The sequence below is a fragment of the Nocardioides sp. Leaf285 genome, assembly GCF_001422955.1.
GTDB classification, from domain to species: Bacteria; Actinomycetota; Actinomycetes; order Propionibacteriales; family Nocardioidaceae; genus Nocardioides; species Nocardioides kribbensis.
On record NZ_LMNH01000001.1, the window covers coordinates 422,357 to 447,320 of the forward strand.

The window sequence follows — 24,964 nt, forward strand, 5'->3', positions numbered from 1 at the left end:
AGCGCCAGCGACCGTCTCGAAACCACCCACCCGCGCGGTGGTAAAGGAGGGAGGCCCTCGAGACGCCTGCTCCGCAGGAACCACGTCAGCGACCCGTCACGGTGGTTGAGGAGGGAGCGCCAGCGACCGTCTCGAAATCACCCACGCACGCGGTGGTCGAGGAGGGAGGCCCTCGAGACGCTCGCTCCGCAGGAGCCACGCCAGCGACCCGTCACGGTGGTTGAGGAGGGAGCGCCAGCGACCGTCTCGAAACCACCCACGCACGCGGTGGTCGAGGAGGGAGGCCCTCGAGACGCCTGCTCCGCAGGAACCACGTCAGCGACCGTGTCGACAGCAGCCGCAGGTATCGTCTCCCGCCACTGCGCGCGATCGGTCACCGCGAGCGCTGTCGACCCCACGACGCGGGGGCGCTTCGCGTCGCCGGCCGGGTCGCCCGAGAAGTGGCGGCGTACGACGGGTCGAGGACCGCCGCAGGTGTCGTCTCCCGCCACTCACCGACGCCGACCACCGGGCCGACCCACGCGCCGGTCACCGGGCCGGTCACCGGGCTGGTCACCGGGCCGGTCGCAGGGTCGGGAACCCCGGTGCACCGGGGCCGTGCACCGCCTCCCGCGCGAGACGGTCGTCGCTGACGCTCCTCCCTGCTCGACCACCGCCGCCCACGCCGACCCGGCGACCGTCGGGGACCTCAGTCCCCGACGGCCAGGAGTCGCTCGACCTCGCCGAGCAGTCGCGCCCGCAGCGGCGCACCGCGCTCGCTGAAGCTGCGCTGCGCGGCGACGTAGGCGGCCTTGCCCTCGGCGGTCTCGATGCGCACGGGCTCGAAGCCGAGGTCGGCCAGGTCGTAGGGCGCGGCCCGCATGTCGAGCTCGCGGATGTCGCGGGCCAGCTCGAAGCAGTCGGCGACGAGGTCGGAGCAGATCATCGGCGTGAGCCGGAAGGCGTGCTTGTAGAGGTCCATCCCGGCGTGCAGGCAGCCGGGCTGCTCGAAGTCGGGCCGGTCGGCGGCGCTCGGCGCGAGGGTGTTGAGCGGGGTCGCGGTGGGGGTGAAGAAGCGGAAGGCGTCGAAGTGGGTGCAGGTGATGCGGTGCGACTCCACCACCGCGTCGGTGCCCTCGCGGCCCAGCCGCAGCGGCCAGTCGTGGCGGGTCTCGTCGGCGCGGTGCACCATCGCCCACTCGTGCAGCCCGAAGCAGCCGAAGGCGGCCGGCCGCGCCGCGGTCGCGGCCAGCAGGCGGCGCAGCGCCGCGAGCAGCGGGCGCTGGGCCGCCACGTGCTCCACGCCGACGGCCGGCGGGTCCCCGGCGTACCCCTTGAGCCCGGCGTACGCCGTGGCGTCGCCCCCGAGCGCGGCTCCGAAGCCGGGGTGCCAGCGGCGCAGCTGGGCCGGGCGCTGGGAGTAGTAGGTGAAGAGGAAGTCGTGCACGGGGTGCTTGACGCTGGCCCCGCGCCGCGCGAGGTGAGGGGCGAGGAAGGCGTCGACCCGCTCGGCGTGGGCGGCGGCCCGTGCGCGCCAGGTGTCCTCGTCGAGCACGAGCGGCTGCGCGGTCGGGGTCACCGTGCCGATTATCCGCGGCTCGTCGTCGAGGGCCCAGTCGAGGAGGCCAGTCGAGGAGGCCGGTCGAAGGGGCGCCTCGGGTTCGGCCCCGCACGGCCCGCCTCGCTAGGGTCGAGGGGTGCGCATCGCGAGATTCACCACCGGCGAAGACCCTCTCTACGGCGTCGTGACGGGGGAGGTGGACGAGTTCGGTCAGCCCGACGAGGACAGCGTCGTCGTGGCCCTGGCCGGCGACCCGCTCTACGTCGGCGTCAAGCTGCTCGACCAGGAGCACAGGCTCTCCGACGTGCGCCTGCTCGCGCCGGTGCTGCCGCGCAGCAAGGTCGTCGGCATCGGGCGCAACTACGCCGCCCACGCCGCCGAGCTGGGCCACGACCTGCCCGAGGAGCCGCTGATGTTCCTCAAGCCCAACACCAGCGTGGTGGGCCCGGGCGACCCGATCTTCTACCCCCGCCAGACCCGTGAGCTGCACTACGAGGGCGAGCTGGCCGTGGTCATCGGCCGCATCTGCCGCGACGTGCCGCCCGAGCAGGCCACCGACGTCATCCACGGCTACACCATCGCCAACGACGTGACCGCGCGCGACCTGCAGCGCTCCGACGTGCAGTTCACCCGCGCGAAGGGCTTCGACTCCTTCTGCCCGCTGGGGCCGTGGATCGAGACCGACCTCGACCCGCAGCACTTCAAGGACGGGGTGTCGGTGCAGACCTTCCTCAACGGCGAGACCGTCCAGGACGGCTCGACCGCCGACATGATCTTCGACATCCCCGCGCTGGTGGCCCACGTCTCCAGCGTCATGACGCTGCTCCCGGGCGACGTCATCCTCACCGGCACCCCCGAGGGCGTCGGTCCGATGGAGGTGGGCGACGAGGTGGAGATCTCGATCGCCGGCCTCGGCACCCTCACGAACAAGGTGGCACAGCGTTGAGCACCACGACCCCCGGCACCGACCGTCCCGTCCGCGTGCGGATGGCCCCGAGCCCCACCGGCAGCCCGCACGTCGGCCTGGTCCGCACCGCGCTCTACAACTGGGCCTTCGCGCGCCACCACGGCGGCACGTTCGTCTTCCGCATCGAGGACACCGACACCGCCCGTAACACCCAGGAGTCCTACGACGCCCTCGTGGACCTCTTCCATTGGCTCGGCCTGGGCTGGGACGAGGGGCCCGAGGTCGGCGGCGACCACGGGCCCTACCTGCAGTCGCAGCGCGGTCACCTCTACGTCGACGCCCTGGCCCGCCTGGCCGAGGCCGGGCACACCTACCGCTGCTTCTGCACCACCGAGGAGATCGACGCGCGCCGCAAGGCGTCGGGCTCGAAGATCCTGGGCTACGACCGCTTCTGCCGCGACCTGACCGCCGAGCAGGTCGCGGCCTTCGAGGCCGAGGGCCGCTCGGCCGTCGTGCGCTTCAAGATGCCCGACGGCGAGATCGCCTTCGACGACCTCGTGCGCGGCACGATCACCTTCCACTCCGACCACGTGCCCGACTACGCGCTGGCCCGCGCCAACGGCGACCCGCTCTACACGCTGGTCAACCCCGTCGACGACGCGCTCATGGAGATCACCCACGTGCTGCGCGGCGAGGACCTGCTCTCCAGCACCCCGCGCCAGATCGCGCTCTACGCCGCCCTGGCCGACGTCGGCATCGGCACGGGCGCGCCGTACTTCGGCCACCTGCCCTACGTCATGGGCCAGGGCAACAAGAAGCTCAGCAAGCGCGACCCCGAGGCCAACGCCCTGGGCTACCGCGAGGCCGGGTTCCTGCCCGAGGGCCTGCTCAACTACGTCGCCCTCCTCGGCTGGGCGATCGCCGCCGACCGTGACGTCTTCACGCTGGAGGAGATGGTCGAGGCCTTCGAGATCGGCGACGTCAACCCCAACCCCGCCCGCTTCGACCTCAAGAAGGCCGACGCGATCAACAGCTCCCACATGCGGCTGCTCTCCACCGAGGACATCGCCCACCGCGCGCTGCCCTTCCTCAAGGCCGCCGGCGTCGTGTCCGACCCGGTGGGCGACGCCGACGCGCAGCTGCTCGAGCTGGCGATGCCGCTGGTCGCCGAGCGGATCAACAAGCTCACCGAGGCCGTCGACATGCTCGGCTTCCTCTTCGTCGAGGAGGCCGACTTCACCCGCGACCCCGCCGACGTCGAGAAGCTGGTGGCCACCGACGACGGCCGCGCGGTCGTGCAGGCCTCCCACGACGCCCTGGCCGGTCTGGAGCAGTGGTCGACGGCCGCCATCCAGGAGGCGCTGCAGACGCGCCTGGTCGACCAGATGGGTCTCAAGCCCCGCCACGCCTTCGGGCCGGTGCGCGTCGCGGTGACCGGCCGCAGGGTCTCCCCGCCGCTCTTCGAGAGCCTCGAGCTGCTCGGTCGCGAGCGCGGCCTGGCCCGCCTGGAGGGGGCGCTGGGCGCGTGAGCGACCTCGCCCCCGCCCGTACGCCGGAGCCGCTGGAGTACCAGCGGCTGCTGCGCGCCGGTCGGCCGGGGGCGTGGCGCCCCCTCGTCGGCGTGGTGGCCCTGGTGGCCCTCGTGCTGCTGGCCCAGGTGGTCGTCGTCTCGGTGCTCAGCGTCTACCTGCTGCTCACCGGCGTCGACGGCGCCGAGGCCTCGAGACGGCTGTCGGGCGCCGACGAGGTCACCCCGGTCTTCCTCGCCGTGGTCAACCTCGGGTGGGCCGCGGCGATCCCGGCGACGTGGCTGGTGCTGTGGAGCGTGCACCGGCTGCGGCCGGGCTGGCTGGCCTCGGTGCGTCCGCGCATCCGGTGGCGCTGGTTCGCCACCTGCCTGGGGCTGGCGCTGCTGGCACTGGTGGCGACCCTGGTGGTCTCGGCCGTGCTGCCCGCCCAGGGCGAGAGCACGCAGGTCAGCGGGCAGGTCAACGACTTCTCGCGCACCACCCGCGACTTCCTGCTGGTGATCGTGCTGCTGACCCCGCTGCAGGCGGCGGGGGAGGAGTACGCGTTCCGCGGCTACCTCACCCAGGTCTGCGGCGGGCTCGTGCGCCAGCGCTGGGTCGCCGTCGTCGTGCCGGCGCTGCTGTTCGCCCTGGCCCACGGGCTGGGCCAGGACCTGCCGATCTTCTTCGACCGCTTCGCCTTCGGCCTGGTCGCGGGCGCCCTGGTGGTGCTCACCGGCGGGCTCGAGGCGGGCATCGCGATGCACGTGCTCAACAACTTCTTCGCCTATGGCCTGGCCCTGGCCTTCGGTGACATGACCTCCGCGCTCAACCCCACCGGTGGGAGCTGGTGGAGCATCCCCGTGACGCTCACGCAGTCGCTGGTCTTCCTCGCGCTGACCCTCGCCGCGGCCCGCCGTCAGGGCGTCGAGCGGGTCTCCGCGCGCCTCGACTTGGTCGGCTCCAGACGTCCCGTGTAATGTTTTGTCCGGCCCGGAGACGGGCCGAGCAGCAGGTCCGACGAGCTCGGGTCGACTGCGATTGGGATATGGTGTAATTGGCAACACGACTGGTTCTGGTCCAGTTATTCTAGGTTCGAGTCCTAGTATCCCAGCTGACAACCGGCAGGATCGCGGCCGCGAGGCCGCGATTTTGTGCGAGACGGGAGCTTCGGCTAACGTTCCGCGAGTTGTCAGGGAGACGCCGCGAGGCAGATCCCAGCAGCACCGCAAGGCCCCCGTTGTGTAGCGGCCTAGCACGCCGCCCTCTCACGGCGGTAGCGCCGGTTCGAATCCGGTCGGGGGTACAAGCAGACGAAGGCCCGGCTCCTCGGAGCCGGGCCTTCGTCGTTCTCGGACGGGTCCGTCCGAGGTGCCCTCAGGCGCAGAGCCCGGCGGCCGCGGCCTCCTCGGCGTCCTGCTCCGAGCCCCCGGCGCCGTCGACCGGGTCGGCGGCGGAGATGGCGCCCCCGCGGAACTCGCGGCCCAGCGACTCGTCGGCCTTGATCCGCTTCCACAGCGCGTCGGCCTCCGCGGTCCAGACCAGACGGTTGGGATCGGGCTCGTAGGCCTCGAACGGCACGCTGATGAAGCGGATCTTGGTCAGGCCGGTGTCGCGGAACTGGCGAGCCAGCTGGGTCAGGTCGCGCAGGCTGTCGATCTGGTCGTCGACCTCGATGGAGTCGGTGGCGGCCTTGAGGAACTGGTAGACGCGGTCGACGCGGGTGAGGGTGCCGGCGGAGAAGACCTTGTTGACCATGGAGGCGATGAAGGCCTGCTGGCGCTTCATCCGGCCGATGTCGCCGGTCGACGACAGCACCGTGCGCTCACGCACGTAGTTGAGGGCCTGCTGGCCCTCGAGCTCCTGGACGCCGGCGTTGAAGTAGATGTCGTGCTCGGGGTCGTCGACGTCCTTGGGGATGCAGACCTCCACCCCGTCGACGGCGTCGACCATGTCCTTGAAGCCGTTGAAGTCGAGGACCACGAAGTGGTCGATGTAGATGCCCGTGAGCTGCTCGACGGTCTGCACGGTGCACAGCGGGCCGCCCACGGCGAAGGCGGTGTTGAACATCGCCGCCTCGGCGCCGGGGATCTCCTCTCCGTCGACGCGGCACGCGGGGCGGTCCACGATCGCGTCGCGGGGCAGGCTCACGCCGTAGGCCTCCTGGCGGTCGGCCGAGACGTGCACCAGGATCGTGGTGTCGGCGCGCTGGCCGCCGCCGGTGAGCCCGTCGATGTCGTTGCCCTCGCCGTCGCGGTTGTCGGAGCCCATCACCAGGATGTTGAGCGGCTCCAGCGGGGCGTCGTCGGCGACGTCCTCCTTCTCCACGACGTGGGGGATGGCGCTGCCGGCCGCGATGTTGTCGTCGAGGCGCTGGTAGGCCAGGGTCACCGCGGCGGCGGTCAGCAGGGCCAGGCACAGCTGGGTGGTCAGCACGACCCGCAGGACCGTGCGCCGGTGGCGACGCGCCATCGTGCGGTGGCCTCCTCCAGCGGCTGCGGCGCCGGTGCGGGTGCGGCCCGGGCGGCGACGCCGCCCGCGATGCGGCGCCGTTTGGGAGGGCGCCTCGGCCGCGGGGTCGGAGCCCGCGGGCGGTGTCGTGTCGTGATTCACCCCACCATCGTCGCAGGCCCCTGCACGGGCGGGCTCCCGCCGTGTCCGATTCCCGCCGGTCCGGCCACCGGGCATCGGCCATGATGAGCACGTGACCCCGCCCAGCGACCTCGACCCCGCGTCCTGCTACGGCGCGGTGAAGTCACGCGACCGCCGCTTCGACGGGATGTTCTGGACCGCGGTGCGCACCACCGGCATCTACTGTCGTCCCTCCTGCCCCGCCCGCACCCCGGCGCCCGGCAACGTCACCTTCCACCGCAGTGCGGCCTCGGCCCAGGCCGCCGGCTACCGCGCCTGCAAGCGGTGCCTGCCCGACGCCGTGCCGGGCAGCCCGCAGTGGGACGTCGCCGCCGACGTCGCCGGGCGGGCCATGCGGCTGATCTCCGACGGTGTCGTCGACAGGGAGGGCGTCGATGGTCTCGCCGCCCGCCTGGGCTACACCCCGCGCCACCTGACCCGTCTGCTCACCGCCGAGCTCGGCGCCGGCCCGCTGGCCCTCGCCCGGGCACGGCGGGCGCAGACCGCGCGGGTGCTGGTGGAGACCACCGACCTCGGGCTGGCCGACGTCGCCTTCGCCGCCGGCTTCTCCAGCGTGCGGCAGTTCAACGACACGGTGCGCGCGGTCTACGCCGCGACCCCGTCGCAGCTGCGCGGTGCGGGCCGACGTGCCGGCGGCGCGGGCGGCGCGGGCGGTGCGGGCCGTGCGGGAGACGTGGGCGGGGCGGGCGGCGTGGAGGGCGGGGACCCGTCCGGCTCGCGGGGCGCGGAGGGCCCGGTGGCCCTCGCGGTCGTGGGGCTGCGGCTCGCCGTACGCACGCCCTTCGCGGGCCAGGCGCTGCTGGCCTTCCTGGCCTACCACCTCGTGCCGGGCGTCGAGGTCTCCGGGCCGGGGTGGTACGCCCGCACGCTCGACCTGCCCCACGGGCACGGCACGCTGCGCCTCGACCTCGACCCGGCCCTCGACGCCGCGCCGGCGGGGGAGACCGTGCTCGTGCCGGTGACCCTCGCCCTCAGCGACCTGCGCGACACGACCGCCGCCCTCGAGCGGGCCCGCCGGCTCGTCGACGCCGACTGCGACCCGCTGCCGGTCGCCGAGCACCTGGCCGAGGACCCCGTGCTGGGCCCCCTGGTGCGGGCCACGCCGGGTCTGCGGGTGCCCGGGCAGGTGGACGGCCCGGAGACCGCGATCCGCACCGTGATCGGCCAGCAGGTCAGCGTGACCGGCGCGCGCACCGTCACCGGCCGCGTTGTGGCCGAGCACGGACGCGTCGTGCGCACCTCGACCCCGGGGCTGACCCACCTCTTCCCCAGCTCCGCGGCGCTCGCCGCCGCCGACCCCGAGACGCTCCCGATGCCGCGCGCCCGCGGCCGGGCCCTCGTCGCCCTCGCCGGCGCCCTGGCCCCGGGCCACCTCGCGCTCGACCGCGGCACCGCGCGGGCCGAGGTCTGGAAGGCGATGGTGGCGCTGCCCGGCATCGGTCCCTGGACCGCCGACTACGTCGCCATGCGCGCCCTGGGCGACCCCGACGTCTTCCTGCCCACCGACCTCGGCGTCCGCAACGCGCTGCGGCGTCTGGGCCACGACCCGGTCGCCACGATCGAGGCGGCCGAGCGGTGGCGGCCCTGGCGCTCCTACGCGCTGATGTACCTGTGGGACACCCTCATAACGCCGGCCGCACCCGCCCCTCCGGCGGACGCCCGCGCCGCCGCCGTCACCACGGGCGCCGCGAGCCGGGCCGCGAGCCGGGCCGCGAGCCCCGCCGCGAGCCCCGCCGCGAGCCCCGCCGCGAGCCCGGCCGCGAGTCGCGCCAGGAGCGCCGCCGCGACCACCCCCACGACCACCCCCACGAGCACCGCCACGAGCACCGCCACGAGCACCGCCACGAGCACCGCCACGACCACCGAGGAGCCCTGAGATGTGGACCGAGACCGACACCCCGGTCGGGCCGCTGCGCCTGGTCGAGACCGGGGGCGCGCTGAGCGCGATCGAGTTCGCCCCGTGGAGCGACGCCACCGGTCACGACCGCGGGGAGCGCGACGACGACCACCCGGTCCTCGCCGCGACCGTCGCGCAGCTCTCGGCGTACTTCGCCGGCCGGCTGACCGCCTTCGACCTCCCGCTCGCCCCGGTGGGCAGCGACTTCCAGCAGCGGGTGTGGGCCGCGCTGCGCGAGATCGGCTTCGGCGAGACCGCGTCGTACGGTCAGGTCGCCCACCGGCTGGGCATGACGAACGCCGCCTCGCGCGCCGTCGGACTGGCCAACGGGCGCAACCCGATCCCGATCGTCATCCCGTGCCACCGCGTGATCGGCGCCGACGGCAGCCTCACCGGCTACGCCGGCGGCCTCGAGCGCAAGCAGCTCCTCCTGGGCCTCGAGCGGCCCGGCCTGTTCTGAGCCGCTCGCGCCCGTCCCACACGCCCCACCCGTCACACCTGTCGGCCCGGACCCGCACTCATCAGCCCACGCGCGGGCCGACAGGTGCGGGTTTCGCCAGCCGGCCGGTGAAACCCGCGAGCGGCGCGGGGAGCGGCGCGGCACGCCCCGCATACCCCATGCGTCACACCTGTCGGCCCGGACCCGCACTTGTCGGCCCACGCGCGGGCCGACAGGTGCGGGTTTCGCCAGCCGGCTGGCGAAACCCGCAGCGGGTCAGGCCGACTCGGCCGCAGCCCGCCGCAGCGACTCGGAGAGCCGCTCGGCGGCGGCGAGGACGGCGGGGGCGTGCATGCGGCCGGGCTGGCGGGAGAGCCGCTCGAGGGGGCCGGAGACGGAGACGGCGGCGATGATCTTGCCGCTGGGGGAGCGCACCGGCGCGGAGACCGAGGCGACGCCCTGCTCGCGCTCGCCGACCGACTGGGCCCAGCCGCGGCGGCGGATGCCGGAGAGAGCGGCGGCGGAGTAGGCGGCGTTCTGCAGGCCGCGGTGCATCCGCTCGGGGTCCTCCCAGGCCAGCAGCACCTGGGCGGCCGAGCCGGCGCGCATCGTGAGCTGCGAGCCGACGGGGATGGTGTCGCGCAGGCCGGAGGGTCGCTCGGCGGCGGCCACGCACACGCGGTGCTCGCCCTGGCGGCGCCACAGCTGGGCCGACTCCCCGGTGATGTCGCGCAGCCGCGCGAGCACGGGGCCCGCGGTGGCCAGCAGGCGGTCCTCGCCGGCGGCGGCCGAGAGCTCGGCCAGACGCGGTCCCAGCACGAAGCGGCCCTGCATGTCGCGGGCCACCAGCCGGTGGTGCTCGAGCGCCACGGCGAGGCGGTGCGCCGTGGGCCGGGCCAGTCCTGTGGCGGTGACGAGGCCGGCCAGGGTGGCCGGCCCGGCCTCGAGAGCGGTCAGGACGATGGCGGCCTTGTCGAGCACGCCCACTCCGCTGGTGTCCATATGGCAATACTCGCGTCTCAGATCATGGGATGCAACCTCCCGGCGCCAAGTCGGTGCTGTGACCTGGCCTACACCGTGGGTGGGCGTGCCGCGCCCCGGCGGACCCGACGCCGCCTGCGTCTCGGATGCCAAGACCCGAGTCTCACACAATGGGACGGGCGTCGTACGCTGGTCCTCCCGCCGGCGACGCCTGTCGCCGTGCCGCACCGCACTGCAGTCGTCACGAGGGAGTGAGCCATGGGTGCCACCCGCACCGCCAGGACGTTGGCCGAGAAGGTCTGGGACGAGCACGTCGTCCGCTCGACCGAGGGGGAGCCCGACCTCCTCTTCATCGACCTCCACCTCATCCACGAGGTGACCTCCCCGCAGGCCTTCGACGGGCTCCGCCTCGCCGGTCGCCAGGTGCGTCGCCCCGACCTGACCCTGGCCACCGAGGACCACAACGTCCCGACCGTCGACTGGGACAAGCCGATCGCCGACCCGGTCTCCAAGACCCAGGTCGACACGCTGCGCCGCAACGCCGAGGAGTTCGGGGTGCGGCTGCACCCCCTCGGTGACATCGAGCAGGGCATCGTGCACGTCGTGGGCCCGCAGCTGGGCCTGACCCAGCCCGGCATGACCATCGTGTGCGGCGACTCCCACACCAGCACCCACGGCGCCTTCGGAGCGATCGCCTTCGGCATCGGCACCTCGGAGGTCGAGCACGTGCTGGCCACCCAGACGCTCATGCAGGCCAAGCCCAAGACCATGGCGGTCACGATCAACGGCAGCCTCCCCGCGGGCGTCACCGCCAAGGACATGGTGCTGACCCTCATCGCGCACACCGGCACCGGCGGCGGCCAGGGCTACATCGTGGAGTACCGCGGCCAGGCCATCGAGGAGCTCTCGATGGAGGGCCGGATGACGGTGTGCAACATGAGCATCGAGTGGGGCGCCAAGGCCGGTCTCATCGCACCCGACCAGACCACGTTCGACTACATCGAGGGCCGTCCCGAGGCGCCGAAGGGCGAGGACTGGGACGCCGCGGTCGCCCACTGGAAGACCCTCGTCACCGACGACGACGCGGAGTACGACAAGGAGATCGTCCTCGACGCCGCGGAGATGACGCCCTTCGTCACCTGGGGCACCAACCCCGGCCAGGGCGTCCCGCTCGGCTCGGCGGTGCCCGACCCGGCGTCCTACGACGACGAGTCCGACCGCGTCGCGGCCCAGAAGGCCCTGGAGTACATGGGCCTCGAGGCCGGCACCCCGATGCGCGAGGTCAAGGTGGACACCGTCTTCGTCGGCTCCTGCACCAACGGCCGCATCGAGGACCTGCGCCTGGCCGCCGAGATCATCAAGGGCCGCACGGTCGACCCCGACACCCGGCTGCTGGTCGTGCCGGGCTCGGTGCGGGTGCGCCTGCAGGCCGAGCAGGAGGGCCTCGACGTCGTCTTCAAGGACGCCGGCGCCGAGTGGCGCGGCGCAGGCTGCTCGATGTGCCTGGGCATGAACCCCGACACCCTGCAGCCCGGCGAGCGCAGCGCGTCGACCTCCAACCGCAACTTCGAGGGCCGGCAGGGCAAGGGCGGGCGCACCCACCTGGTGTCGGTCCCCGTCGCCGCCGCGACCGCGGTGCGCGGCACCCTGTCCTCGCCCGCCGACCTCGCCTGACGCCGACCTCGCCCGACCTGAAAGGCCTCCGATGGACAAGTTCACCCAGCACACCGGCGTCGGCGTGCCGCTGCGCCGCAGCAACGTCGACACCGACCAGATCATCCCCGCGGTCTACCTCAAGCGCGTGACGCGCTCGGGCTTCGAGGACGGGCTGTTCTCCGCGTGGCGCAACGACCCCGACTTCGTGCTCAACGACCCGGCCTACGCCGGCTGCTCGGTGCTCGTCGCCGGCCCCGACTTCGGCACCGGCTCCTCGCGCGAGCACGCCGTCTGGGCGCTGCAGAACTACGGCTTCAAGGCCGTGGTCTCCTCCCGTTTCGCCGACATCTTCCGCGGCAACTCCGGCAAGGCGGGCCTGCTGGCCGCCCAGGTCGACGAGAAGGTCGTCCAGAAGCTCTGGGACCTGCTCGAGGCCCAGCCCGGCGCCACCGTCACCGTCGACCTCGAGTCGCGCACCGTGCGCGCCGGCGAGGGCCCCGACGCGATCGAGGACTCCTTCGACATCGACGACTACACCCGCTGGCGCCTGCTCGAGGGCCTCGACGACATCGGCATCACCCTCGGGCACGCCGACGACATCACGGCCTACGAGCAGACCCGCCCCCGCTGGAAGCCCGCCACCCTCCACGCCTGAGCCCGACCGGGCACCACCCACGCACCACCGCCGCGACCCCGTCCGCACCCGCGGGCGGGGTCGCGCGCGTCAGGGGCGTACGGCGACCTGCGCGCACCAGGTCTCGAAGCCGATCCGGCGGGCCGTCGCCAGCGAGGCGGCGTTGTCGTCGCGGCTGCTCCACCGGGCGTGGCCGTGGTGGCGCACCGCCCACGACGCGGCGTGGCGCCCGACCCGCTCGGCGAGACCGCGCCCGCGGTGCGCCGGCGCCACCAGCACGCCGACGTCGAGCGGTGCGCCGTCCACGGGCCGGAGGTTGGCCGCGGCGACGACCCGGCCCTCGACGACGAGACCCCACGCCAGGGCGGGGCGGTCGGCCCAGCCGGCCTCCTCCCAGTCGGCGGCCGGCACCGTGGTGCGCAGCTGCTCGCGCTGCGCGGCGTCCAGCGCCACGACCCCGTCCCCGTCTCCAGCCCCGTCCCCGTCCGCGGGTCCGTCGCCGACCCGCCCACCCCGGGCGAGGGGGTCGGCGTCGAGGTAGGTGTGGGTCGCGGGCCCCACCAGCCGCAGACCACGCTCGTCGGCGAAGCGGCGCCAGAAGGCGACGTCCTGCAGCTCGGGGATCTCGCAGCCGGCGAGCATGCCGGCGTCGACGGCCGGGGCGTCGACGGGGGAGGAGACGTGGACGCCCTCGCCGCGCCAGGCGACGTACCAGCCCGGGTAGTCGCCGAGCCGGCGGTGCGTGCGCACCGTGAGGTCGCACCAGAGGTCCTCCTCGTCGACGCCGAAGACGCGGGCGTAGGAGCGGTCGACGGCGGCGGCGGTGGCGGGGTGCACCCGCCTCACCCTAGGCAGCGGTCACTCACCCCAGTGAGCGGGACCATTCGTCCGGGTCGCGACGAACCATGGAGGGGAGACAGACGTCACCCACGAAAGGCACACGTCGTGACCACGATCCCCAGCAACGGCATCACCCTCGAGTACACCGACACCGGCGGCACCGGCCGCCCGGTCGTCCTCATCCACGGGTGGCCCCTCAGCGGCGCCTCGTGGTCGGAGCAGCTGCCCGCGCTCACCGACGCGGGTTACCGCGTCGTCACCTACGACCGGCGCGGCTTCGGCGACTCCGACAAGCCCGGCGAGGGCTACGACTACGACACCTTCGCCGCCGACCTCAAGGGCCTGCTCGACGGCCTCGACCTCTCCGACGTCACCCTCGTCGGCTTCTCGATGGGCGGCGGCGAGATCGCCCGCTACCTCGGCACCTACGGCGACGAGCGCGTCCACTCGGCCGTCTTCGCCGCCGCGGTCCCGCCCTACCTGCTCAAGACCGACGACAACCCCGACGGCGGCCTGCCCGAGGAGGCCGTGCAGGAGATGCAGCAGGGGGCCCGCGACGACCGGGAGAACTTCCTCGACGGCTTCACCACCGACTTCTTCTCCGTCGACGGCACCCTCAAGGTGACCGAGGAGCAGCGCCAGGAGGCGCTCGCCCTCGAGACCAAGGCCGAGGACAAGGCGCTGGTCGACTGCATCGGCGCCTTCGGCCGCACCGATTTCCGCGCCGACCTGGCCAAGGTGAAGGTGCCGACCCTGGTCATCCACGGCTCCGGTGACGCCACCGTGCCCTTCGAGGTCTCCGGCAAGCGCACCGCCGAGGCCGTCGACGGCGCCGAGCTGGTCGTCGTCGACGACGCCCCGCACGGCTTCAACGTCAGCCACGCCGCCGAGTTCAACAAGGCCGTGCTGGACTTCCTGGCCCGCTGAGCCTGCCCGCACCACGACGGCCCTCCCGCAGCCGCGGGAGGGCCGTCGTCGCGGGCGCCGACGGCGGCCGCGCGGCTCAGCCGGCGGCGAGGCCCCACCGGTGGGCCGCGACCGAGGTCGCCGGGCCGACGCCGAGGCCGAGCGCGACGGCGAGGTCGTCGAGGTCGTCGACGTCGCGGCGCAGGGTGACCAGGTCGCCGCCCACCGCCAGCGCGCCCGCCGCGAGGTGGGCCTCGCGCGACCCCTCGCCGTAGGACGGGGCGAAGTCGGCGTGGGGGGCGGTGTAGAGGGTGGTGCCGACGCCGTCGGCGTCGGCCACGAACGACGCCCCGCCGGGCACGAGCGCTCCCAGCGCGGCGTCGAGGTCGCCGGGTCGCAGGGCGGGCAGGTCGGCACACAGCGCCACGGGCTCGAGGTCGGGCCAGCGACGGCGCGCCTCGGCCGCCGTGAGGCGCAGCGTGGCGTTGAGGTCGCTGGTGGTGCCGTCGGGGATCGCCGCGCAGCCCAACCGCGCCAGCGCGTGGGAGAGCCGGACGTCGTCGGTGGCCACGAGCACCCTCGCGACCCGCGCCGCCGCCACGCACGCGCGGGCGGTGTCGAGCGCGAAGGCCTCCGCCAGCTCGCGGCGGCCCTCGTCGCTGACGCCGAGCAGGCGCGACTTGCCCACGGCCGGGGGCTTCACGGGCAGCAGGACGGCGTGGACCGCAGGAGGGACGGACATCGCCCCCATCCTCCCAGCAGCCACGGCGCGTCCGGGGCCCACCTGCGGTGTGGCCGAGGTCACCGGCGAGTAATGTGCGCCTGTGAGTGTCGTCCGCAAGCACGCCCGTCCGCCGGGGGGAGCCTGGAGGTTCGCGGTGGCCGTCGTGAAGCCGGCCCTGCTCGCCACGACCCGCCGCGACTGGCGCGGCGGTGAGCGGATCCCCGCCGAGGGCGGCTGCCTGCTGGTGCTCAACCACATCTCCCACGTCGACCCGCTGACCGCGGCCCACCTGGTGCACGACCACGGCCGGGTCCCGCGCTACCTCGCCAAGTCGGGCCTGTTCCGCGTCCGCTTCGTGGGTCGGATCATGCGGGCCACGGGCCAGATCCCCGTCGAGCGGCTCAGCCGGGAGGCCGTCGGCGCCTACGCCGCGGCCGTGCGCGCGGTCGAGCAGGGCGAGGTCGTGGTCGTCTACCCCGAGGGCACGATCACCCGCGACCCCGGGCTGTGGCCGATGACCGGCAAGACCGGCGCGGCCCGGATCGCGCTGGCCACCGGGTGCCCGGTCGTGCCCGTGGGCCAGTGGGGGGCCCAGGAGATCCTGGCGCCCTACTCCCACCGGCCCCACCTCGTGCCGCGCAAGCGGGTCACGATGCTCGTGGGGGAGCCGGTCGACCTCGCCGACCTCGTCGCCCAGGGCGCGACCCCCGAGGCCGTCGCCCGCGCGACCGAGCGGATCATGGACGCCCTCACCCACCTCGTGGAGGAGGTCCGCGGCGAGCGGGCCCCCGACGTACGGTTCGACCTGCGCCGCGCCCGCGCGGACCACCCCCACCGGAAGGACTCCGCATGACCCTCGGCTCCAGCTCCGGCAAGGTCGCCGTGCTCGGCGCCGGCTCGTGGGGCACGTCGTTCTCCATCGTCCTCGCCGACGCCGGCAACGACGTGACGGTGTGGGCGCGTCGCGAGGAGGTCGCGGAGTCGATCAACGAGAGCCGGGAGAACGTCGACTACCTCCCTGGTGTGGAGCTGCCCGCGGGCATCGGCGCGACCCACGACGTCGAGAAGGCGCTGCACGGCGCGGACGTGGTCGTGCTGGCCACGCCCTCGCAGACCCTGCGGGCCAACCTCGCGACCTGGGCGCCCTACGTCGAGGACGACGCGGTGCTGGTGTCGCTGATGAAGGGCGTCGAGCTCGGCACCCTCAACCGGATGAGCGAGGTGATCGCGCAGGAGACCGGCGCCGGCCCCGAGCGGATCGCGGTGATCAGCGGGCCCAACCTGGCCAAGGAGATCGCGCGGCGCGAGCCGGCCGCCTCCGTGGTGGCCTGCGCCGACGAGTCGGTGGCCAAGCGGCTGCAGCAGCGCTGCCACTCACCGGCCTTCCGCCCCTACACCTCGGTCGACGTCGTCGGCTGCGAGCTGGGCGGGGCCTACAAGAACGTGATCGGCCTGGCCGTCGGGATGGCGGTCGGCCTGGGCTTCGGCGACAACACCACGGCGTCCCTCATCACGCGCGGGCTGGCCGAGACCGCGCGCCTGGCCACGCGCCTGGGCGCCAACCCGCTCACGCTCATGGGGCTGGCCGGCCTGGGCGACCTCGTCGCCACCTGCTCCTCGCCGCTCTCGCGCAACCGCACCTTCGGGGAGAAGCTCGGCCAGGGCATGACGGTGGAGGAGATCTACGCCTCCACCCGCCAGGTCGCCGAGGGCGCGAAGTCCTGCTCCTCGCTGCGCGCGCTGGCGGCCAGCCACGGCGTCGACGCCCCGATCGCCGAGCACGTCGACGACGTCGTGGCCGGCCGGCTGACCACGCAGGAGATGATGAACTCCTTCATCGCCCGCGACACCAAGGCCGAGACCGACTGACCCGCCCGTCGCGGGCGGTCCTGGCCCGGTCCCCGGCCCTGGCCAGGTCTCAGCCCAGGTCGTCCAGGGCCCGGCGCAGGTCGGCCCAGAGGTCATCGACGTCCTCGATGCCGACGGAGAGCCGCACCAGGGCGTCGGGCACGCTGGCGGGCTCCGACTTCCAGCGACGACGGCGCTCGAAGGTCGACTCCACACCGCCGAGGCTGGTGGTGTGGACCCACAGCGAGGTCTTGCGGGTCAGCAGGTCGGCGGCGAGGGCTCCCTGGGCGAGCACGATGGACACGATGCCGCCGAAGCCGGGGTAGCGCACCTCGCCGACCGCGGGGTGCTCGCGCAGCCGTCGAGCCAGCTCCCCGGCGTTGGCCTGGGCCCGCTCCACGCGCAGGTGCAGGGTGCGCAGGCCGCGCAGAGCGAGGTAGGCCTCGAGGGTGCCGGGCACGGCGCCGAGCAGGTCGCGACGGCCCTTGAGCACGCTGAGGAGCTCGTCGTCGGCGGTGACGATCGCCCCCATGAGCGCGTCGCTGTGCCCGGCGAGGTACTTGGTCGCCGAGTGGACCACCAGGTCGGCGCCCAGGCTCAGCGGCCGCTGCAGCAGAGGAGTGGCGAAGGTGTTGTCGACGACGACGTAGGCGCCGGCCTCGTGGGCCGCTGCGGCGATCGTCTCGATGTCGGCGACCTCGAGCGAGGGGTTGGTCGGCGACTCCAGCCACACCAGTGCCGCGTCGTCGCAGGCGGCCACGCAGGCCGCGGTGTCGGTGACGGCGACCAGGTCGGTGACCACGCGACCGCGCGCCTCGAGGTCGGCCAGCTGGAGGATCGTGCCGTTGTAGGCGGTGCGGGGGGCCACGACCTTCGCGCCCTGCCCGACCAGGTCGAGCACGGTGGCGACCGCGGCCAGGCCCGAGGAGAACGACAGCGCCCGGCCGCCCTCGAGCGCGCCCAGGGCCTCCTCGAAGGCCTGCCAGGTCGGGTTGCCCCAGCGGCCGTACTCCCGGTCCCCGCCGGCGACGAAGGTCGACGCCATCGTGATCGGGGTGTTGAGCGGCTGGTCGGCCTCCCGCGGCGGGCGACCGGCCGTCACGGCGACGGTGGAGGGGCGGAGCTCGGCGGGCTGGGGGTGGTCGGCCATGACGTCCAGACTAGGGTCACGCGACATGACGTCGAAGGTCGGGACCGCGCCCGGAGCAGCCCTGTGATCGCCCTGTCGCTGGCCGAGGTGGCCGCGGTGGTCGGCGGGGAGGTCGTGCTCCCCGCCGGCGCCGGCGGCACGACCGGCGCCGAGCCGGGGGCGGTGGCCGGGGCGGGGACCACCGTGACCGGCCCCGTGGTCATCGACGGGCGCGAGGCCGGTCCGGGCAGCCTCTTCGTCGCCTTCGTGGGCGAGCGCTCCGACGGCCACGACCACGCCGCGCAGGCCGGCGAGGCCGGCGCCGTGGCGGTGCTGGGCAGCCGTCCGACCCCGCTGCCGACCGTGGTCGTGCCCGATGCGCGCGCGGCGCTGCAGCGCCTCGCCTCCCACGTCGTGGAGCAGGTCCGCCGCGCGGGCGGTCTCACCGTCGTCGGCATCACCGGCTCGCAGGGCAAGACCTCGACCAAGGACCTGCTCGGCGCCGTGCTGGCCCACGCCGCCCCGACGGTGGCCACGCGCGGGTCCTTCAACAACGAGCTCGGCATGCCCCTCACCGCGCTGCGCGTCGAGCCCGACACCCGCTACCTGGTGCTCGAGCTCGGCGCCCGCGGGCGCGGCCACATCGCCGAGCTCACCGCCCTGGTGCGCCCCGACGTCGCCGTCGTGCTCAACGTCGGCCAGGCCCACCTCGGCGAGTTCGGCTCGCGCGAGGCCATCGCCGAGGCCAAGGGCGAGCTGGCCGAGGCCCTCACCGCCGAGGGCACCGCCGTGCTCAACGCCGACGACCACCGCGTCGCCGCGATGGCCTCCCGCACGCGGGGCGCGGTGGTGAGCTTCGGCGAGGCCGAGGGCGCCGACGTACGGGTCGGGGGGCTGCGGCTCGACCGTCTCGGCCGGCCCTCCTTCACCCTGGCCACCGCGCAGGGCGACGTGCCCGTCACGCTGCGGCTCGTCGGCGCCCACCAGGCGCTCAACGCCGCCGCCGCGGCCGCGGCCGCGCTCGCGGCCGGCGTCACCCCCGCCCAGGTCGGCGAGGCCCTCGACGCCGTCGAGGCCCTCTCGCAGTGGCGCATGGAGCTCACCGAGCGCGCCGACGGCGTCGTGGTGCTCAACGACTCCTACAACGCCAACCCCGAGTCGATGCGGGCCGCCGTCGACGCCCTGGTCTCCCTCGGCGCCGACCCGGCCGTGCGGCGCACCGTCGCGGTGCTGGGCGAGATGCGCGAGCTGGGGGAGGCCGCGCCCGAGGAGCACCGCGCCGTCGGCTCCTACGCCGCGCAGCGCGGCGTCGACGTCGTGGTCGTGGTGGGTGCCGCCGCGCAGGGCATCGCCGCCGGCGCCGGGCAGCGCGCGGTGCTGCTGCCCGACAACGCCGCGGCCGTCGCGTGGCTGCGCGAGCACGTCGCGGAAGGTGACGCCGTTCTCCTCAAGGCCTCCCGCGGGGCGCGCCTCGACGAGGTGGCCGCGAGCCTTCAGTAGGGTCGCGGACCATGACCGAGACCCCTTCCCGGAAGGTCCGGGTGGCCCTCGTCTTCGGCGGCCGCTCCGGCGAGCACGCGATCTCGGCGGCCACCGCCGCCGGGGTGATGAGGGCGATCGACCGCGACACCTACGACGTGCTGCCCGTCGGGATCACCCGCGAGGGGCAGTGGGTGCTGGCCCCCGACGACCCCGCCCGCTGGGAGCTGGCCGCCGACCGGCTGCCCGAGGTCACCACCGACGCCGGGCCCGCGCTGGCCAGCCTCGGCGAGGCCGGCCCGGTCGACGTGGTGTTCCCGCTGCTGCACGGGCCCTACGGCGAGGACGGCACCATCCAGGGCCTGCTCGAGCTCGCCGGCGTGCGCTACGTCGGAGCCGGTGTGCTGGCCTCCGCGGTGGGCATGGACAAGCACTACATGAAGCTGGTCTTTGCCGGCCACGGCCTGCCCGTGGGGCCCTACGTCGTGGTGCTGCCGCGTGCCTGGGAGCAGGACCCCTCCGCGGTGGTCGACCGGGTGCAGGCCGAGCTGCGGTTCCCGGTCTACGTCAAGCCCGCCCGGGCCGGCTCCTCGCTCGGCGTGACGCGCGTCGAGGACCTGACCGGGCTGGCCGACGCCATCGAGGAGGCGCGCGCCCACGACCCCAAGGTCCTGGTCGAGCAGGCGCTCGCCGGTCGCGAGATCGAGTGCGCGGTGCTCGGCGGACGCGCCGGGGGCCCGACCCGCGCGTCGGTGCCGGGGGAGATCGTGGTCGACCACGACGCCGCCGACTTCTACGACTTCGAGGCCAAGTACCTCTCCGACTCCCAGGCCCGCACCCAGGCCCCGGCCGACCTGCCCGACGACGTCGCCGAGAGGGTGCGCGCCCTGGCCGTGCAGGCCTTCGAGGCCATCGGGGGCGAGGGGCTCTCGCGCGTCGACGTCTTCGTGGCCCCCGACGGCGACATCGTGATCAACGAGATCAACACGATGCCCGGCTTCACCCCCATCTCGATGTACTCCAAGATGTGGGAGGCCTCGGGCCTGGCCTACACCGACCTCGTCGGGGAGCTCATCCAGCTCGCCCTCGAGCGCCCGGTCGGCCTGCGCTGAGGCCCGGCCCGGGCGTCAGGGGCTCAAGGCTCGAGCCCGGCGTCCGGGCTCAGCCCGCGACGACGCCGCGCAGCAGGTCGCGGGCGACCTCGCCCAGCGAGGTGCCGCTGTGGGTGCAGGCGTAGGGCATCACCGAGGTCTCGGTCATGCCGGGGGTGATCGCGGTCTCGAGCACGACGAAGGAGCCGTCGGGCTCGACGATGAAGTCGGAGCGGGAGACGCCGCTGAGGCCGAGCACGCGGTGGGCCTCCACGGCGGTGCGGCCGATCTCGGCGACCTGCTCGTCGGTGAAGGGCGCGCGGGAGAGCGAGACGTACTCCGCGGTGTAGCGGGCGCTGAAGTCGAACTCGTGGCCCTTCTCGTACTCCACCCACACCGGCATGAGCGCCTCGAGACCGCCGGGGCGCTCCACGCAGACGACGCTCACGTCGACGCCGTGGTGGAAGCGCTCGATGAGCGCGTCGTCGCAGTAGGCGTAGCTGCCCACGAGGGCCGAGGGCAGCGCCCCCATGCCGTCGACGCCGGTGACGCCGAGCGCGCTGCCGCAGCGGGTGGGCTTGACCACCACACGGTCGCCGAGGCGGGTCATGACGTGCTCCATGAGCGCGTTGGCGCCGATGTCGCGGAAGGTCTGGGCCGAGAGGCCGACGCTCTGCGGCACCGGGATGCCGGCCCGGCGCATCAGCTCGCGGGCGGTGCCCTTGTCCCAGGCCACGCGGCAGGCGTTGCTGGACGATCCGACGTAGGGCAGGCCGAGGAGCTCCAGCAGCGTCTGGATCTCCCCGTCCTCCCCGAACTGCCCGTGGAGCACGGGGAAGGCGACCGCGACCTTGTCGCGCTCCAGGGCGTGCATCAGGTTGCGGTCGAAGTCGTAGGCGTGCGCCTCGACGCCCTGGGCGCGCAGCTCGCGCACCAGGTTGCGGCCGCTGGCCAGGGAGACGTCGCGCTCGTGGCTGAGGCCGCCGGCGATGACGGCGACGGGGCCCGGGAAGTCCTCGCTCATGGCACGAGGGTCCCACACCGTCCGGTCGCCGGCGGCGGGTGCCGCCGTCCCGGACACGACGGACGCCCCGTGCCGTCGGGGGCGCGGGGCGTCGGTCGTGCGGTCGGTGCCCCGTCGGTGCGGGGCGGGAGGCGGCTGCCTCAGATGTGCACGACGGGGCAGGTGAGGGTGCGGGTGATCCCCTCGAGGGTCTGCACCTTGGCCACCACGAGCTTGCCGAGCTCGTCGACGTTGCGCGCCTCGGCGCGGACGATGACGTCGTAGGGCCCGGTGACGTCCTCGGCGAGGGTCACACCCTTGACCTGCGCGATGGCCGTGGCCACCTCGGCGGCCTTGCCGACGTCGGTCTGGATGAGGATGTACGCCTGGACGACCATGGTGGTTCTCCCTCTACAGCGACTCTGCTGGTCGGTGGATCTGCTCACGCAGACGATTCGCGGTCAACCTACCGCCCCCACCGCCGCGCCGGGTACCCGACCGTCACCGGTCCGCGCCACGGTCCCCGCGTCTGCTGGGATGGGGCCATGACACCCCCGTCGTCCCTCCCCCCGTCCGGCCCGTCGTCCCAGCCGTCGTTCCCGCCCGGGGCCACGCTGGCCGACGCGGGCGAGTTCGGCCTGATCGAGGAGCTCGTACGCCGCTTCCCGCAGGGCGAGCACGTCCTGGTGGGCCCGGGCGACGACGCCGCCGTGCTGCGGGTGCGCACCGGGCACGTCGTGGTCTCGACCGACCTCATGGTCGAGGGGCGCCACTTCCGCCGCGAGTGGGCCTCGGCCGCCGACATCGGCCACCGCGCCGCGGCGCAGAACATCTCCGACGTCAACGCCATGGGCGGGCGCGTCACCTCGCTCACGATCGGCCTGGCGGCCCCGGCCGACCTGGAGGTCGCCTGGGCGCTCGACTTCGCCCAGGGCTTCGCCGACGAGTGCGCGCTGGTCGGGGCCAGCGTCGTGGGCGGCGACCTGACCCGCGCCGACCAGGTCGTCGTGGCGGTCACCGTCATGGGGGTCTGCACGGTCGCGCCGGTGCTGCGCTCCGGCGCCCGTCCCGGCGACGTCCTGGCGCTCGCGGGACGCCAGGGCTGGGCCGCGGGGGGCCTGGCGGTGCTGGGTCGCGGCTTCCGCTCGCCGCGGGTGCTCGTGGAGGCCTACCGCCGCCCCGAGCCGCCCTACGACGCCGGTCCGGCCGCCGCCGACGCCGGGGCGACGGCGATGATCGACGTCTCCGACGGCCTGCTGGCCGAGGCCGGGCACCTGGCCCGGGCCTCCGGGGTGGCCGTCGACGTGCAGCGCGCCGCGCTCGACCTGGCCGAGCCGCTCCAGGCCGTCGGTGCCGCGCTGGGCGCCGACCCGCTCTCCTTCGTGCTCGGCGGCGGTGACGACCACGCGCTGCTGGCGACCTTCCCGGCGGGGGCGGACCTGCCGGAGGGCTTCACGCCCATCGGCACGGTGGGGGAGGGCTCCGGCGTCACCCTCGATGGCGCCGCCTACGACGGGCCGACCGGGTGGACCCACTTCTGAGGCCCCGGTCCTCTGAGGCCCCGGTGAACGACGAAGGGGCCGTCACCGCGAGGTGACGGCCCCTGTCGAGGCGTGGGTGCTGCGCTGGGTCAGCGGGAGACCTTGCCGGCCTTGAGGCACCCGGTGCAGACGTTGAGGCGCTTCGGGGTGCCGTTGACCTTGGCACGGACGCGCTGGATGTTGGGGTCGAAGCGTCGCTTCGTGATCTTGCGCGACCACGGCCGGTTGTTGCCGAAGCCAGGCTTCTTGGCGCAGATGTCGCAGACGGCAGCCACCGTGAACTCCTGTAGATCGATTGCTAGAGATGAGGTTCGAACGACGTTCGAGGGGCCCGGTCGAGCGGGCAACCGCACCAGAGTATCCGACGTCTCCGGGCACGGGCGAATCGAGCCGACCGAGCCGCGCGAGCGGCGTCGGTGCGTTGATCTAGCCTAAGCCCCGCACCCCCCGGGCGACGATCCGGTCCGGGTGCCCCGTCCGCTGCCCCGGCAGCCCGACCCGAGGTGAGTCGATGGAAGTCCCCGGCAGCGGCCACGTGCAGCTGGCCGTCGTGCTGCGCTTCGTCGACGTCGCGGTCGACGCCCTCGCGGCCGCGCGCGAGGAGGTCGACGCGCTCAACGTCTATCCCGTGCCCGACGGCGACACCGGCACCAACATGCACCTCACCGTCTCCGCGGCGCGCGAGGCGGTGCGGCAGGCGGTGGCCGACCGGTCCGACGCCGACGTGGTGGAGGCCCTCGAGGCGCTGCGGCGCGGCGCGCTGCTGGGGGCCCGCGGCAACTCGGGCGTCATCCTCAGCGAGATGCTGCGCGCGATCGTCGAGCGCCTGCTCGCCGCGACCTCCGAGGAGACCAACGCCCGCGTCGTCGCCGACGCCCTGCGCCGTGCGGCGGCCGCGAGCTACGCCGCCGTGGGGGAGCCCGTGGAGGGCACGATGCTCACCGTCGCCCGTGCCGCCGGTGACGCCGCGGTGCTCCGGGCCGAGGAGCCCCGCGCCCGTGCCCGCGACGTCTTCGCCGCGGCCGCGGCGGCGGCGCGTGCAGCGCTGGCCGCCACGCCCGACCAGCTGCCGCTGCTGCGCGAGGCGGGTGTGGTCGACGCGGGCGGTCGTGGTCTGAGCGTCGTGCTCGACGCCGCCGAGACCGTCCTCACCGGCCGGCGCCCGGTGCCGGTCGCGAGCGGTCTGGGGGCCGCCCGCACCATCCCGGTGCCCCACCTCGGTCCGGGCGGTCACGCGCTGGCCGCCGACGGGCCGTCCTACGAGGTGATGTACCTCCTGGAGACCACGGCCGAGCGTGTGCCGGAGCTGCGGGCGCGGCTGGGCGGGCTGGGCGACTCCCTGGTCGTCGTGGGCGGCGACCCCCTGTGGAACGTCCACGTGCACGTCGACGACGTCGGCGCGGCGATCGAGGCGGGCATCGACGCCGGTCGCCCCCACCGGATCCGGGTCACCCACTTCGCCGAGCAGCGCGCGGGCGCGGCGACCACCCCCGTCGGCGCGGCCTCGCGCAGCGGCAGGCGGGTCGTGACCGTCTCGGCCGGTGCGGGCCTGACGCGGCTCTTCGAGGAGGCCGGGGCCGTCGTCGTGGCCGGGGGGCCCGGTCGTCGGCCCTCCACCGGCGAGGTGCTCGCCGCGATCGAGGCCAGCGGCGCCGCCGAGGTCGTGCTGCTGCCCAACGACGAGGCGTCGGTGCGGGTGGCCGAGGTGGCGGCCTCCACCGCCGCCCAGGACCTCGGTCTGCGGGTCGCCGTGGTGCCCACGATCGCCCAGGTCGAGGGGCTGGCCGCCCTGGCGGTCCACGAGCCCGGGCGCGGCTTCGACCGCGACGTGCGCGAGATGACCGCGACCGCGCGCCACGTGCGCCAGGGTGCGGTCACGGTGGCGGCGCGCCAGGCCATGACCATGGCCGGGCCCTGCGAGCCCGGCGACGTGCTGGGCGTCGTCGCGGGCGACTTCGTGGTCGTCGGCTCCGACGCCTTCGACGTCGCCACGCAGGTGCTCGACCGGCTGCTGGCCAGCGGCGGCGAGCTGGTCACGGTGGTGGCGGGGGTCGACGACCCCGAGGGATCCCTGGCCACGCGGGTGGCCGGGTGGCTCGAGGAGCAGCACCCCACCGTCGAGGTCGTCGTCTACGACGGCGGCCAGGACCGCTACCCCCTCCTGGTGTCGGTCGAGTGAGGGCGAGGAG

General features: G+C 74.4%; 23 protein-coding genes and 2 tRNA genes. 16 read left to right on the forward strand and 9 right to left on the reverse strand.

The features are described 5' to 3' along the window. Positions 1-688: 688 nt before the first annotated feature. Positions 689-1,558 (reverse strand): hypothetical protein, encoded by an 870-nt coding sequence (locus ASF47_RS02005; protein WP_056862330.1) that lies wholly within the window; start codon positions 1,556-1,558, stop codon positions 689-691. Between the two features lie 118 nt (positions 1,559-1,676). On the opposite strand from ASF47_RS02005, the gene ASF47_RS02010 reads away from it, so the two are divergent. The 5 genes from ASF47_RS02010 to ASF47_RS02030 all read left to right on the forward strand — a co-directional run bounded on the left by ASF47_RS02010 (position 1,677) and on the right by ASF47_RS02030 (position 5,261). Then, positions 1,677-2,486, forward strand: coding sequence for a fumarylacetoacetate hydrolase family protein (locus ASF47_RS02010; RefSeq protein ID WP_056862331.1), 810 nt, complete (start codon positions 1,677-1,679; stop codon positions 2,484-2,486). Between the two features lie 41 nt (positions 2,487-2,527). Then, complete coding sequence (gene gltX / locus ASF47_RS02015; RefSeq protein ID WP_056862895.1) at positions 2,528-3,976, forward strand: glutamate--tRNA ligase; 1,449 nt, start codon at positions 2,528-2,530, stop codon at positions 3,974-3,976. Continuing rightward, the gene (locus ASF47_RS02020) at positions 3,973-4,935 is read left to right on the forward strand and encodes a CPBP family intramembrane glutamic endopeptidase (RefSeq protein ID WP_056862332.1); all 963 of its coding nucleotides are present in this window, start codon (positions 3,973-3,975) and stop codon (positions 4,933-4,935) included. The genes gltX and ASF47_RS02020 overlap by 4 nt, the downstream gene beginning before the upstream one ends. A 62-nt stretch (positions 4,936-4,997) precedes the next feature. Beyond that, positions 4,998-5,069: transfer RNA gene (locus tag ASF47_RS02025), tRNA-Gln, on the forward strand. Between the two features lie 119 nt (positions 5,070-5,188). Then, positions 5,189-5,261 (forward strand) — tRNA-Glu (locus ASF47_RS02030). 71 nt (positions 5,262-5,332) lie between these two features. Here the strand turns inward: ASF47_RS02030 and ASF47_RS02035 are convergent. After that, positions 5,333-6,427 carry an LCP family protein gene (locus tag ASF47_RS02035; protein WP_056862333.1) on the reverse strand — a complete coding sequence of 365 codons (1,095 nt, stop codon included), beginning with the start codon at positions 6,425-6,427 and terminating at the stop codon, positions 5,333-5,335. 232 nt (positions 6,428-6,659) lie between these two features. Here ASF47_RS02035 and ASF47_RS02040 point away from each other — a divergent pair, with 232 nt between their 5' ends. Both ASF47_RS02040 and ASF47_RS02045 read left to right on the forward strand, forming a co-directional pair. Beyond that, positions 6,660-8,483: an AlkA N-terminal domain-containing protein gene (locus tag ASF47_RS02040; RefSeq protein ID WP_235558581.1), complete on the forward strand. Its 1,824-nt coding sequence runs from the start codon at positions 6,660-6,662 to the stop codon at positions 8,481-8,483. A gap of 1 nt (position 8,484) precedes the next feature. After that, a complete protein-coding gene (locus ASF47_RS02045; RefSeq protein WP_056862334.1) occupies positions 8,485-8,964 on the forward strand; it encodes a methylated-DNA--[protein]-cysteine S-methyltransferase in 480 nt (159 codons plus the stop codon). Between the two features lie 255 nt (positions 8,965-9,219). Here the strand turns inward: ASF47_RS02045 and ASF47_RS02050 are convergent, their stop codons facing one another. Beyond that, positions 9,220-9,945 carry an IclR family transcriptional regulator gene (locus tag ASF47_RS02050; protein ID WP_056862335.1) on the reverse strand — a complete coding sequence of 242 codons (726 nt, stop codon included), beginning with the start codon at positions 9,943-9,945 and terminating at the stop codon, positions 9,220-9,222. Between the two features lie 237 nt (positions 9,946-10,182). Between ASF47_RS02050 and leuC the strand changes: the two genes are divergently transcribed. Further along, complete coding sequence (leuC, locus tag ASF47_RS02055) at positions 10,183-11,598, forward strand: 3-isopropylmalate dehydratase large subunit (RefSeq protein ID WP_056862336.1); 1,416 nt, start codon at positions 10,183-10,185, stop codon at positions 11,596-11,598. A 31-nt stretch (positions 11,599-11,629) separates the two neighbouring features. After that, positions 11,630-12,235: a 3-isopropylmalate dehydratase small subunit gene (gene leuD / locus ASF47_RS02060; protein ID WP_056862337.1), complete on the forward strand. Its 606-nt coding sequence runs from the start codon at positions 11,630-11,632 to the stop codon at positions 12,233-12,235. Positions 12,236-12,304: 69 nt separating this feature from the next. Here the strand turns inward: leuD and ASF47_RS02065 are convergent, their stop codons facing one another. Beyond that, a complete protein-coding gene (locus tag ASF47_RS02065) occupies positions 12,305-13,051 on the reverse strand; it encodes a GNAT family N-acetyltransferase (RefSeq protein WP_056862338.1) in 747 nt (248 codons plus the stop codon). A gap of 108 nt (positions 13,052-13,159) precedes the next feature. On the opposite strand from ASF47_RS02065, the gene ASF47_RS02070 reads away from it, so the two are divergent. Beyond that, positions 13,160-13,981, forward strand: coding sequence for an alpha/beta fold hydrolase (locus tag ASF47_RS02070; RefSeq protein ID WP_200918919.1), 822 nt, complete (start codon positions 13,160-13,162; stop codon positions 13,979-13,981). 76 nt (positions 13,982-14,057) lie between these two features. Here the strand turns inward: ASF47_RS02070 and cofC are convergent, their stop codons facing one another. After that, on the reverse strand, positions 14,058-14,702 hold the full coding sequence (gene cofC, locus ASF47_RS02075; protein ID WP_056862339.1) for a 2-phospho-L-lactate guanylyltransferase: 645 nt from the start codon (positions 14,700-14,702) through the stop codon (positions 14,058-14,060). Positions 14,703-14,784: 82 nt separating this feature from the next. On the opposite strand from cofC, the gene ASF47_RS02080 reads away from it, so the two are divergent. Continuing rightward, a complete protein-coding gene (locus ASF47_RS02080) occupies positions 14,785-15,537 on the forward strand; it encodes a lysophospholipid acyltransferase family protein (protein ID WP_056862340.1) in 753 nt (250 codons plus the stop codon). Then, positions 15,534-16,553 (forward strand): NAD(P)H-dependent glycerol-3-phosphate dehydrogenase, encoded by a 1,020-nt coding sequence (locus tag ASF47_RS02085; RefSeq protein WP_056862341.1) that lies wholly within the window; start codon positions 15,534-15,536, stop codon positions 16,551-16,553. Before ASF47_RS02080 ends, ASF47_RS02085 begins: the two co-directional genes overlap by 4 nt. 49 nt (positions 16,554-16,602) lie before the next feature. Here ASF47_RS02085 and ASF47_RS02090 read toward each other — a convergent pair whose 3' ends face one another. After that, on the reverse strand, positions 16,603-17,682 hold the full coding sequence (locus tag ASF47_RS02090) for a trans-sulfuration enzyme family protein (protein WP_056862342.1): 1,080 nt from the start codon (positions 17,680-17,682) through the stop codon (positions 16,603-16,605). Positions 17,683-17,745: 63 nt separating this feature from the next. On the opposite strand from ASF47_RS02090, the gene ASF47_RS02095 reads away from it, so the two are divergent. Then, entirely contained in the window at positions 17,746-19,161 is a 1,416-nt protein-coding gene (locus ASF47_RS02095) for a UDP-N-acetylmuramoyl-tripeptide--D-alanyl-D-alanine ligase (protein WP_056862343.1), read from the forward strand. An 11-nt stretch (positions 19,162-19,172) separates the two neighbouring features. Next, positions 19,173-20,252 (forward strand): D-alanine--D-alanine ligase family protein, encoded by a 1,080-nt coding sequence (locus tag ASF47_RS02100; RefSeq protein WP_056862344.1) that lies wholly within the window; start codon positions 19,173-19,175, stop codon positions 20,250-20,252. A 49-nt stretch (positions 20,253-20,301) separates the two neighbouring features. Here ASF47_RS02100 and ASF47_RS02105 read toward each other — a convergent pair whose 3' ends face one another. Both ASF47_RS02105 and ASF47_RS02110 read right to left on the reverse strand, forming a co-directional pair. Next, complete coding sequence (locus ASF47_RS02105) at positions 20,302-21,255, reverse strand: D-alanine--D-alanine ligase family protein (RefSeq protein WP_056862345.1); 954 nt, start codon at positions 21,253-21,255, stop codon at positions 20,302-20,304. A gap of 140 nt (positions 21,256-21,395) precedes the next feature. Beyond that, positions 21,396-21,632, reverse strand: a complete 237-nt coding sequence (locus ASF47_RS02110) for an Lrp/AsnC family transcriptional regulator (protein WP_056862346.1) — start codon at positions 21,630-21,632, stop codon at positions 21,396-21,398. 147 nt (positions 21,633-21,779) lie between these two features. Between ASF47_RS02110 and ASF47_RS02115 the strand changes: the two genes are divergently transcribed. Next, positions 21,780-22,775 carry a thiamine-phosphate kinase gene (locus tag ASF47_RS02115; RefSeq protein WP_056862347.1) on the forward strand — a complete coding sequence of 332 codons (996 nt, stop codon included), beginning with the start codon at positions 21,780-21,782 and terminating at the stop codon, positions 22,773-22,775. An 89-nt stretch (positions 22,776-22,864) separates the two neighbouring features. Here ASF47_RS02115 and rpmB read toward each other — a convergent pair whose 3' ends face one another. Continuing rightward, the gene (gene rpmB, locus ASF47_RS02120; RefSeq protein ID WP_056862348.1) at positions 22,865-23,050 is read right to left on the reverse strand and encodes a 50S ribosomal protein L28; all 186 of its coding nucleotides are present in this window, start codon (positions 23,048-23,050) and stop codon (positions 22,865-22,867) included. A gap of 236 nt (positions 23,051-23,286) precedes the next feature. Here rpmB and ASF47_RS02125 point away from each other — a divergent pair, with 236 nt between their 5' ends. Beyond that, positions 23,287-24,954: a DAK2 domain-containing protein gene (locus ASF47_RS02125; protein WP_056862349.1), complete on the forward strand. Its 1,668-nt coding sequence runs from the start codon at positions 23,287-23,289 to the stop codon at positions 24,952-24,954. Positions 24,955-24,964: the final 10 nt, after the last annotated feature.

Bases quoted from the DNA above. Each gene is read 5' to 3' on its own strand.
- ASF47_RS02125 (WP_056862349.1), top strand. From the start codon at position 23,287: ATGGAAGTCCCCGGCAGCGGCCACGTGCAGCTGGCCGTCGTGCTGCGC.
- leuC (WP_056862336.1), top strand. From the start codon at position 10,183: ATGGGTGCCACCCGCACCGCCAGGACGTTGGCCGAGAAGGTCTGGGAC.
- ASF47_RS02050 (WP_056862335.1), bottom strand. From the start codon at position 9,945: ATGGACACCAGCGGAGTGGGCGTGCTCGACAAGGCCGCCATCGTCCTG.
- cofC (WP_056862339.1), bottom strand. From the start codon at position 14,702: ATGTCCGTCCCTCCTGCGGTCCACGCCGTCCTGCTGCCCGTGAAGCCC.
- ASF47_RS02110 (WP_056862346.1), bottom strand. From the start codon at position 21,632: ATGGTCGTCCAGGCGTACATCCTCATCCAGACCGACGTCGGCAAGGCC.
- ASF47_RS02105 (WP_056862345.1), bottom strand. From the start codon at position 21,255: ATGAGCGAGGACTTCCCGGGCCCCGTCGCCGTCATCGCCGGCGGCCTC.
- ASF47_RS02115 (WP_056862347.1), top strand. From the start codon at position 21,780: ATGACACCCCCGTCGTCCCTCCCCCCGTCCGGCCCGTCGTCCCAGCCG.
- ASF47_RS02100 (WP_056862344.1), top strand. From the start codon at position 19,173: ATGACCGAGACCCCTTCCCGGAAGGTCCGGGTGGCCCTCGTCTTCGGC.
- ASF47_RS02045 (WP_056862334.1), top strand. From the start codon at position 8,485: ATGTGGACCGAGACCGACACCCCGGTCGGGCCGCTGCGCCTGGTCGAG.
- leuD (WP_056862337.1), top strand. From the start codon at position 11,630: ATGGACAAGTTCACCCAGCACACCGGCGTCGGCGTGCCGCTGCGCCGC.
- ASF47_RS02035 (WP_056862333.1), bottom strand. From the start codon at position 6,427: ATGGCGCGTCGCCACCGGCGCACGGTCCTGCGGGTCGTGCTGACCACC.
- ASF47_RS02090 (WP_056862342.1), bottom strand. From the start codon at position 17,682: ATGGCCGACCACCCCCAGCCCGCCGAGCTCCGCCCCTCCACCGTCGCC.
- ASF47_RS02085 (WP_056862341.1), top strand. From the start codon at position 15,534: ATGACCCTCGGCTCCAGCTCCGGCAAGGTCGCCGTGCTCGGCGCCGGC.
- gltX (WP_056862895.1), top strand. From the start codon at position 2,528: ATGGCCCCGAGCCCCACCGGCAGCCCGCACGTCGGCCTGGTCCGCACC.